Here is a 9,995-nt window from a genome sequence, read left to right on the forward strand (position 1 = left end):
GTAAAAGCCCAAAAGTTTTGGGGTGGCCATTTATGGTCACACAGCTACTACATGAGCACGCTTGGCAACATGAGCAGGGAAATTGTTGAACACTATATCGATAATCAACGCTGATAACACCCTTCGGTGTTAGTTTGTGCATTCATCTACCTGGTTAAAACCAGGAGATTTCTGCGAATCCTTTCATTAAAAGGATTTGCGAAAGTTGATTCAGCTATTTTCAGGTCTTGAAAGACCTTTTCAGAACCGGCCGACTATCCTATAATTAGGAATCATAATAAAGTGAGGCGTTCATATGAAGAAAATTGCTGTTTACTGTGGTGCAAGTTCAGGAAATACCCCCATCTATTCCCAATCAGCAATTCAATTAGCTGACTGGTTCATTGAAAACCATTACGACTTAATCTACGGAGGTGGCGGCGTTGGCTTAATGGGAGTCATCTCCGATCGGATCCTAAAGCAAGGCGGTCTCGTCCAGGGCGTCATGACGAAACAATTAGTCCAACGAGGAGCAGAATCCCCTCAACTCGCCTCACTGTCAGAATTGATTGTGGTCAAAGACATGTCTGAACGAAAGGCTAAAATGATGCAGATGTCCGATGGCTGTATTGCATTGCCAGGCGGCGTCGGCACTTTAGAAGAAATTATTCAATCGTTTTCTTGGGCAAGATTGGGAGACAATCCGAATCCGTGCGTGTTCTATAACATCAACGATTACTACCGACCATTAATTCAAATGTTCGATAAGATGGTATCAGAGGGATTTTTAACCGCCGCAGACAGAAAAAAAGTCCTATTCTCTGATTCACTAACCGAAATAAGGTCATTCATGGAGAGTTATGTACCGCCGAGAGTCAGGACATATGACCACTGAGCCGAATAACTGGATTAAGTGTTTTTTGATCCAGGTATGCAGAATTAATTAAAAGTTCACTGCATGCGACAAATGGCTGATTTCCGCCATTTAAACCAAAAAAGCAATGCATTCCCAAAAATCAGGATGCGTTGCTTTTTTCACTTAAATTCTAGGATCAAATTGCCTTTTCAATCTCATACTCACACTAGCCATTCAACTGCATCAAGTGTGTAAGTCCCATCGACCACTGTGATTTCCACATGATGTTCGCCAGTTGGCAAACCAGTGAATAAGCCATTTTCCGTGCGGTCTTCAGCCGTTTGAGGTTGCATATTCCAAGCCAGGACTTGGTTATCGACAACTACTTTCAAATGACAGCCAGCTTCCTGTTTGCCAATCAATGAAAATCCACTGCCGGCAAAATCAAATGAAACAGTCGTTGGCTGCTGGTCACTTCCAGTTCCAAATGAGAGGGTGCGATTCCATTTTGTGTTTCCCAGGCCGCAAACATGATTCCAGCTCCCAGTATACGAAATGGCATCGTCAAGATCATCTAAACGGCGAGAAATCAGTGAACTGTTTGTGGCAGCCTTCTTGATGATCAGTTTTTCAATCTGAGTATGATAATAACCACAACCGATTTTTATCCGGCCGCTAAATTTTGGATTATCCGTATCCGTAAAATTGAAAACAACTTTTCCATCAACGGTTGCCTCTAAAGTGTTGCCATTTGCAGAAAACCTAATTTGATGAGTTTTCGTTAACGCTAATTGATCGACATGTGCTAATTTAACGACTCGGTCTTCTTTAACCAGCTCGCAGAGACCGTCTGTGTACAGTTTAAACACATATGGGGCGCTCTCAAGTCTACCTTTAACATCCGTTAACTCGCGCAAGCCAATTCCGAAATAGTTTCCGGTTGGTGAATTCTGAACCGTTTGGTGATCGAACTTCATAGACACATTAACCGCATAATCAGTTCATTTATCGTCACCGATCGTGAAGTTCGGCGCAAACGAGTACTCCCAGTCAAGGGCCCGTTGATCCTCAGTAATCATCTGTTGCAAGACGTTTCTGCCTTTTGATTTAACGATTTCAAATGCGCCACCCTGATCAGCGGTATATCTTGGAGTATTACCCCGCAGACTCAAATAATTGTCAGGATACTTGGCATAAGAGAAATCATCCTCGTAAAGGATCCCGTTGTCGCCATCGATCCCAAGGGTGTAATCGTCATGGCGGCTTTCAATTCTGTGATAAGCCACCTCATCATCGTTTTCCAAGCTCAACGTGGTGGCAGTCACAATTGAATGGGGATTCACCACAATGTCTACCGTGCCGGCGGTTATCTCAAGCTTTTCCCGGACGCGCTTCAAGTTGGTGTCATAGTCTTGATCCGAATTTTCAGGACCCATACTCTCCCAAATTGCAAGCTTCTGATTGGGGGCTAAATTGACATTTTTAATGGCAACATGATACGTTCGAGTTTGCGAACTGTCATTCACCATTATAACTGAAAAGTTTTGCTTATCCGGCGCCATCAACGTCAAATAACTGGGGGCCTCCCGATTATGATCCAAGTTTTCAGTTCCACCAACGCCACTGTCACAGGCACTGGTTAGATAACGCCAGGCGCCTTCATCTGCCCAGCCGGCTTTGGCAAAGTCACTAAAATGCTTCATACACTGCAATCCAACATTGTCGACTTCGAAGTGGCCGGACCATGGCCGACTGGCCGCAATCAGTTCCTTATGACTGTAGTTGACTCCGGGGTAATACGCGGATACTGCTGGTTGGAAAATATAGAAGCTCCGGCGCGAGTTGACGTAACTCTTGATCAACCGGTTGGCCACATCCAGCCCGCTTTGTTTGCCGCCAATCCCGTCTCCATTTGACGCCTTAATCCGGTATTTGCCAAAGGTCATTGGGGCAATCCCTTCGCTGTACCACATTTCATGCTGAAAGTCATCTGCAAGCTTGGTGAACGGTTTGTTTGTCCCATCATCAGTATTATAGTGAAACCCAACTGCGGCCACTTTATCTTGTAGTTGCTTGTCGGCAATCATCATATCTCCGAAATCGCGTTCATAGTTTTGATCTGCGGCAATGATTTTGATTCGGTTATATTGATCAATCGGAAACCTAGCTGGAAATCCGGTGCGATCGTTTGCAATTCGATCAGCGAACCACTTGATCCATTGAACCATTGGGTGCTTGGTTTCATTTCGATCTGGATCAACGTAATCAATCAAATACCCATATTCCTGATAAGCTGCAACGATGGTCTGCTTGTACCATTGATACATCGGCTCAAAAGCAGATTCTGGCACCAACTTGTCGGGATCAGCGGATTTGACATTCACCCACAACTTGCGCAAAAATCCCGGTTCTCCCCATCTCAAGATAGCCGTTTTCAAAGCTGGCTGGAGTTCTTTGGCATCGGCCGCCAGTTGAAAGCCAGCTCCTCGTTTGACATTAGCGGCGTCATCGGCACTGCGCATTGTCGCCGGCTCGGTGCCAGACGAAGTATTGCCATCATCCCCCATTTCCAGCTTAATCATCCTCATCAAAGGATGCTTGCCGCCAAAGAGGATCTGGAGGATTTGATTATAGCTGTCCTCATGTTCCCACTTATAATCCAACAATAATCGTGAGGAATTGTTACAGCTCAGGTAGCCAAAACCTTTAAATGTATGACCATTCTTATCATCAAGGTCAAGCTGGTCACCATCAATTACAAAGTTTGTATGATTCATTTATACGATCTCCTAAAATAAAGTGAGCTGAACAAAGCGGTTAGAAACTGGAGCCTAAGTCTCCTCAAGCGGAAATTCCGGGCTTGGGATTTTTGAGGAAGGTGCTTAGGTGGAAGTTTCTGCTTTACGGAGCTGTCCTAGAATTACCAGATTCAAAAAGTAGTGGCCTGCACCACTCAATGGGCGACCACTGCTTTAATTAATCACTATTTGTCGGCTTTATAGTCGAGTGGCAAACTGTTCCAACGCTTCCGCAGATAAAATGCGGCGGCTTTTGGCTGACGATCTCTGGTGAAAATCCCCTTCTTATTACCGTTTACTCGCATATTACCTTCAACGGTTTGGAAGTCTGCCAAATTCCAAGGTTGCTCCCCACGAATAAAGTCGTAGGAATCGAAGACCCGATTAAACATTTCCAACAATTCAATTTGATATTCTTCGCTCCACATGATCGATGGTAATTTATGCAGCCCAGGCTCGGTATCAGCCCCGTATTCTGAGAAGACGATCGGCTTATCAATGTCAGACTTCTGCCACTCATCCAATTCAGCTCGCAAACCCGCTTCACCGTCAGAAATTTCATATCCCCACTTGTGGTACCAGCCAGGATAGCGGTTAAGCAAGTAAAAGTCTGGAAATTTAAGACACTTGGACGTTTCAAACGTATCGTCTTCATTCAGGGTAAAGGTCCGCGGACGCTTTTCCGGGTCCAGATCGGCACTGTCATTGAACAATTTCGTGAAATATGGAACCGCAGAATCACTGGAGGTATCAGGTTCGTTGCATAAGCTCCAGGCCAAGACACTTGGGTGATTTTTGTCCCGTTTGATCATATCCCTTACCTGATCAATGTGCTTCTTGTATAAGTCATCAATCCAATCGCCATCAAAGAACGACTGATCAAGGCCGCCAAGGAAGCTGGCAGCGGCCATTTTAAAACCAACCGCCGGAACTTCATCAGTAATCAGAATTCCTTCGCGATCCGCAAACTTATAGGCTTGTTCATCATATGGATAGTGTGAACTTCTATAGGAGTTTGCCCCAATCCACTTCATCAAATTCAGATCACGGCGCTCAACATTTAAGTCGAATGCCCGGCCAGCATAGATACTATCTTCATGACGACCGAACCCTTTTAAGTAAACTGGTTTGTGATTAACTAAAATTTGATGACCCTTAATTTCGATGGTTCGCAAACCAATTTCATCGCTATACTCATCAATGACGGTGTCCCCGTGCACTAATTGAATCTTAATTGTGTACAGGTAGGCATCGCGAACCTGCCAAAGGGTAGGGTTCTCAACCACCAAGTCGCCCTTTGCGCCGGTTGCGGTTGCCACAACGTGACCGGCTTCATCAGCTAAGCTCACTTTGATATCCGCATTAGAATCAGCTTCAACACTGTAATGAACTGTGGCCTGACCATCGCCCACTTCGTACGTGGTTGAATAGTCTTCAATATTTTCCTTTGGGATTGCGACCAAATGCACACTCCGGTTCAAACCAGAATAGTTATAAAAATCAAAAAACGGTTTGGCCATCTTCTTGCCATTTTTCAAAGTAATCGTATCCCCAGCCGGCAGTGCATCCCGGTGGAGTTCATTATTAATTTTCACGGCAACCACATTGTCTTCACCCAGCTTAACGGCATCCGTGATATCAGCGGTAAATGGTAAAAAACCACCTTCGTGAGACCGAATTTCTTGACCATTCACAAAAACCTTTGCCCGGTGGGTCGCAGCGCCAAATCGAATACCGACCTTTTTGCCTTCAAAATAGTTTGGCACAAAGAATTTTTTTAGGTACCAAAAATCACCTGTATATTCACGAGCGTCTTTATCAGTAAAGAAATCATTGAAGCTGGCAGGAACCGGCATCTTAATTGGGTCCTCCAAGCCAGTTGGCCACCCGTTTGCTTCGCCTTCAGAGGCAGGGTCAAACTTAAAATCCCAGAGGCCATCCAACTTTTGATTCTCACGATATGCATTGGTAACAGGATATAACAGATCTTTTTCCATTGTGATTGATCCTTTCATGATAACAAATTTAAATTAAAGTAAACGCTTTCTTTATTCAACAACTTAAGTTTACTATTGAATGGCTGATAGTCAACATATTTTAGTAAAATAAATTGCTAATTTACAAAAACTTTTGTGGATAAAGAATCATCACATCGAAAATTAATTGGGCCGTTATTGGCTGACTAACCGATTTGCAGGCTTATGTACTCACTATTTTGATGAGCTCCCAATTTAGTAAAGCCCAACGGTTGAGACATTTGTTTAGGATCAAAAAAGGCATCCACTTCAATTTCGAAGGGATGCGTCATTGATTGATCACACTATTATTTTTCATCACGAGTAATAACCTGATTCCAAAATAGACGATTATCCAACTTACCTTGCTTTGATACCAAACGGCCATTCTTTCGTTCGTTAACGCGAACTAAAATATTCTTAAGTTTTTTCATAGTCAATTCCTCCTCTTTCAATTCTGTGAAACTTTTAATCTTTTCCGCAATTCTTAGTATAGTAGTCCTGAGCGGCCTTCGTTAAATGATTTGCTTAAAAACTTTTTCATGAAAAAAAGAGGCTGGAACATCTGTTAATTTTCAATCGATGATCATTCACATAGATCACCATAGCCACCTAGATAAAAGCGGCGCCAAGCGGCTGATCCCTGCCATTTAACAAAAATGACCAACTATTCCAAAATCAGGAATAATTGGTCATTTTCGTTAAATTCTGGATCAAATCGCCTAATCCCAATCTCTAATTTTATCTAATTGGAACCTGACTTTGAAAATGATCATCAATGCAGATAATTGCAGCGTGTTCATTCATCAAAACGGGCTCGGGTTGTTACTGTTTGAGGACAACATCTGGTTTCACTGAACTCTGCCGACAAAATTTCTTAAGATACGGTCTACAGGCTACTTTCCCGCTCCATCAGTTCCGTTGCGATTACGGTCAATTCAGGGATCTTCTTGGGTTCTTTCATGCGTTGGTCAAGCATTTCAATCGCCCGTTCACCCATTAATTCTGTGTGAACGTGAACCGTTGTCAGGGCTGGACTGGTGTACTTGGCAATCGCCACATCGTTAAAGCTAATCAGGCTAACCCGATCGGGAACATCAATTTTATTCTGCTGAAGTGCTCGCAAAACACCAACGGCCATTGAATCACTGCCGATCATGAATCCATGAGGTAATTTCTTACCCAATTTTTGAATGGCTTGGGTCATCAATGTGTAGCCCGAGTCTGGACCAAATGGGCCTTGGAAGACAAAGTCCTCATTGTATAAGCCTTTTTGCTTTAAATAACTATTAAAGGTGGCTACTCGTGGATCCCGAACGCCCAATTTCTCGGTAGTCGTCTGTTCTTTACCAGCGATCATGCCAATATCATCAATTCCCCGGTCAATGAATCGGTCCACAATTTTCATAACTGGTGTTTCAAAATCACTGCGGACACAGTCGCACCCGTATGCCAGATAATTTTCACCAATAAAGATAAGCGGCAACCCGTAGGATTGAAGCTCGGTGACTTCTGTCTTATCAAATTTACCAACAGCAATAATGCCACTGAACTTTTTCATTTTATTCTTATCAATTGATTCGTAAGTAATCCGCTCAATTGAAGTTCCAAGCGTTGCCGCCCGGTTCTCAATTCCGTACTGGATTTGCAAATAATAAAGATCGTTTAGCTCTTCTTTATCTGAATGCCATTGAACGACCGCAATTTCTTTACTGGCTTTGGGCGTGTGCTTAGTTCGCTTTTTATACTGCAACCTTTCAGCAACCTCTAGCACCCTACGACGCGTACCATCACCAACCGACAAAGTATCGTCAAAATTCAGAATCCTTGAAACTGTCGAAATTGAAACTCCGGCTTCCTTTGCCACGTCTTTGATTGTTGTCATCTTACCACCCTAATATTCATCATATTATTAATCCTCAAAAATTCGTCCTTAATTTATTCGTCCATCAATACCGTTTTAGTTTACCACTTGTTCAACATCGAATAAACAATCTGAACGTTTAATCTACTAAAAGTTTACCAAAAACAAAAAGGCCGTTACCTAAGTATTTCCTTTAGGGACAGCCTTTTGATGACAATGGTGTAATCATTCACGATCTAGAATTCTGTCAGGGTTGCGGTCACATCATGATCCTTAAACAAAATTGACAATTGATTGCCTACCAATTTTACCTTAGGAATCACTAAGTTACCATCATCATCCAAGGACTCTAACTCTCGATCCCCCAAATAAAGAGAAATCAGGGTGTACTTGCCCGGCTTTAAGACTCCTGTCTGTAATGGGATCTTTGTCTTTGGGAAGTATAAATTTGTATTAGGTTCTGGGACCGATAGTTCAGCAGTCAATTCTTTTGACAGACCAACGATTCCGGTAATCCCGACCTCAGTTTTATAGAAGACGGCATTATCTGCGATGCTTGAGATTTCTTTTTGATAATCTTTGCCGTAGTCGGGCGCTGCAAAGCTACCTTCAGCCAAATGCAGGGTCCGTTTGGTATCAATTTGGTGAACCCGGACATGCCATGGCATTGCTGGCACGACGTAATTCTTAATTTCAACATCGTCCCAAGGCTTCCAGTCAGAATAAACGTAATTATCATGAACTGCGTAATCTTCGTACTTGAAAGCAGTTCGCCACCAGTTGTCGCTTTCAGAAACAGCCAGCGTATTGTCATACGCACCTTGCTTCAAAAGCGTCGTTCCCTTGGCAGTACTGAAACCAAAGGTGGTCGAATAAACGTACTTTTCGTACTTATCTTCCCCATGAGCATGTTCATGAGAGTGCTGACCAGCCGTAAACGATTGTACCTCCAAACCATTTTGGCTGTGAGCAATTAACATGCGAGGTTCTGGTTGTTTCTTGAGCGCTTCAAACTTGAAGTCGTCGCTTTCCTTAGTTGTCCAGAATGGATCATTATCCGGTAAGGCGAAGAAAATAAACGTCTTCAACGCCCAATAAGCTGAGGCTGGCCCATTATAGCCTTCCGCAAAGTTCATATTTGGATAGGCATAACCAATTGGAATCAAGCCATCACTTTGAAAAATATTTTGCTTAAACCACCAACGCAGATTATTCAGTAACAAGTGCTTGATATCACCTAAGCTATATCCGGCTGGCAAATCAACGTGGGCGTACGCATAGGCTGCCCAAAAGGCTGCTTGGGCGAACCGATAATCAAGGCTGCGGCCAAATGGCAGTGCCGCACCATCCGCTGCAAACCAGTTGGCGTAACTTGGAACAAAGGCCTTAGCCCGTTCTTTCAACAATTGGGATTGTTGATTATCGGTATCGGCCAAGCCAACCGTCAGGATCGTAAAGAACTGATAAGCAAATGGAATGTAGTTATCAATCTGGTTGACATAACCATCATACGACCAGCCGTGATCAAGATATTGCTTATTGGTGATTGCATAGTCAGCATCGATTAACTCGGAATTATCCATATAACCGGAATCGTCGATAAACTGGTTGACCATCGCCCGGAAAAATAACCAGTTGGTCTTTGGGATCGTCTTATGGTTCACTTGATCCATCCATTTAACGATCGTCTTCTGCTTTGGCACGGAAAGGTTGTCCCAGAACGTTGCTTTGGTTTCGTATAAGAAAGCCGTCAGGGCACCCATTTCAACGAAGACCTGATCATAGTCGCCTAAATCACCACCCCAATAGTCGGGAGAATTGGGATCAGTCCCGGCAATAATGCCTTGAGTGGTTAGTTCGTACCAATCCGGCTTTTCGTAAATCCGCTTCGGATCACTAAAGAATGGGCCAAGGCCCCAAAGCAACCGCATAAAGCCTTCCACTTCAGTCTTATCCTGAATATAAACGGCTCCGCTGTCACTCATCCGAAAACGGCCTTTTCGCTTTTGCTGACTGAGGACTTCCATTGCAGGAGTTAAAATGTCAACCAACGCCGCCTTCACATCGGCTTTACTGCGCAATGGATTTTCTTTAATCTGTTCGTTAAATAATTTCCGTTTCAACTAAAAACACCTCGTATTTTCATCTCATGTAAGCGTTTTAACGACTTTAGAATACATCTGTTTTTACTAAAACGCAAGGTTGCTTTACTTCTTTTTCCTAAAATAAATTGGGACGAAAGGTGATTTGATCCTAGAATTTAAGCCAAAAAAAGTAATGCATCCCAAAACCAGAATGCATTACTTTTTTAGCTTAAATGGCGGGGATCAGCCGTTTTCCGCAAGTTTTATCAATATAAGAATGGAAAACTAATTTGCATTTATAAACACTTTGCCGACTAATCTTAGAAGCTGTCTAAAATCTCTTAAGTAATAGTGCTAAAAACGCTAAAACGACCATTTGCAGACTGGTGGTTAATTGAC

8 protein-coding genes are annotated in these 9,995 nt (G+C 43.1%); 2 read left to right on the forward strand and 6 right to left on the reverse strand.

The annotated features are described in order from the left end of the window. Positions 1–114 (forward strand): transposase (locus KTE19_RS11435; protein WP_217342324.1); only part of this gene is annotated, 114 nt, incomplete at its 5' end. A gap of 181 nt (positions 115–295) precedes the next feature. Next, positions 296–874: an LOG family protein gene (locus tag KTE19_RS11440; RefSeq protein WP_217165352.1), complete on the forward strand. Its 579-nt coding sequence runs from the start codon at positions 296–298 to the stop codon at positions 872–874. 182 nt (positions 875–1,056) lie between these two features. Here the strand turns inward: KTE19_RS11440 and KTE19_RS14040 are convergent, their stop codons facing one another. The 6 genes from KTE19_RS14040 to KTE19_RS11460 form a co-directional block, all read right to left on the reverse strand. Then, a complete protein-coding gene (locus KTE19_RS14040; protein WP_249778526.1) occupies positions 1,057–1,812 on the reverse strand; it encodes a hypothetical protein in 756 nt (251 codons plus the stop codon). A 24-nt stretch (positions 1,813–1,836) separates the two neighbouring features. Further along, entirely contained in the window at positions 1,837–3,612 is a 1,776-nt protein-coding gene (locus KTE19_RS11445) for a glycoside hydrolase family 30 protein (protein ID WP_249778525.1), read from the reverse strand. 206 nt (positions 3,613–3,818) lie between these two features. Beyond that, positions 3,819–5,630, reverse strand: coding sequence for a beta-glucuronidase (gene uidA, locus KTE19_RS11450; RefSeq protein ID WP_217342322.1), 1,812 nt, complete (start codon positions 5,628–5,630; stop codon positions 3,819–3,821). 326 nt (positions 5,631–5,956) lie between these two features. Further along, positions 5,957–6,082 (reverse strand): hypothetical protein, encoded by a 126-nt coding sequence (locus tag KTE19_RS14170; RefSeq protein WP_283812288.1) that lies wholly within the window; start codon positions 6,080–6,082, stop codon positions 5,957–5,959. Between the two features lie 455 nt (positions 6,083–6,537). After that, positions 6,538–7,533, reverse strand: coding sequence for a LacI family DNA-binding transcriptional regulator (locus KTE19_RS11455; RefSeq protein WP_217342323.1), 996 nt, complete (start codon positions 7,531–7,533; stop codon positions 6,538–6,540). A 215-nt stretch (positions 7,534–7,748) separates the two neighbouring features. Continuing rightward, positions 7,749–9,635: a DUF2264 domain-containing protein gene (locus tag KTE19_RS11460; RefSeq protein ID WP_217164973.1), complete on the reverse strand. Its 1,887-nt coding sequence runs from the start codon at positions 9,633–9,635 to the stop codon at positions 7,749–7,751. Between the last annotated feature and the right edge of the window lie 360 nt (positions 9,636–9,995).

Source organism: Lentilactobacillus dabitei (assembly GCF_019061365.1).
Lineage (GTDB): Bacteria > Bacillota > Bacilli > Lactobacillales > Lactobacillaceae > Lentilactobacillus > Lentilactobacillus dabitei.

Excerpts from the sequence above, each read along its gene's own strand:
- uidA (WP_217342322.1), bottom strand. The coding sequence starts at position 5,630 with ATGGAAAAAGATCTGTTATATCCTGTTACCAATGCATATCGTGAGAAT.
- KTE19_RS14040 (WP_249778526.1), bottom strand. The coding sequence starts at position 1,812 with ATGAAGTTCGATCACCAAACGGTTCAGAATTCACCAACCGGAAACTAT.
- KTE19_RS11445 (WP_249778525.1), bottom strand. The coding sequence starts at position 3,612 with ATGAATCATACAAACTTTGTAATTGATGGTGACCAGCTTGACCTTGAT.
- KTE19_RS11440 (WP_217165352.1), top strand. The coding sequence starts at position 296 with ATGAAGAAAATTGCTGTTTACTGTGGTGCAAGTTCAGGAAATACCCCC.
- KTE19_RS11455 (WP_217342323.1), bottom strand. The coding sequence starts at position 7,533 with ATGACAACAATCAAAGACGTGGCAAAGGAAGCCGGAGTTTCAATTTCG.
- KTE19_RS14170 (WP_283812288.1), bottom strand. The coding sequence starts at position 6,082 with ATGAAAAAACTTAAGAATATTTTAGTTCGCGTTAACGAACGAAAGAAT.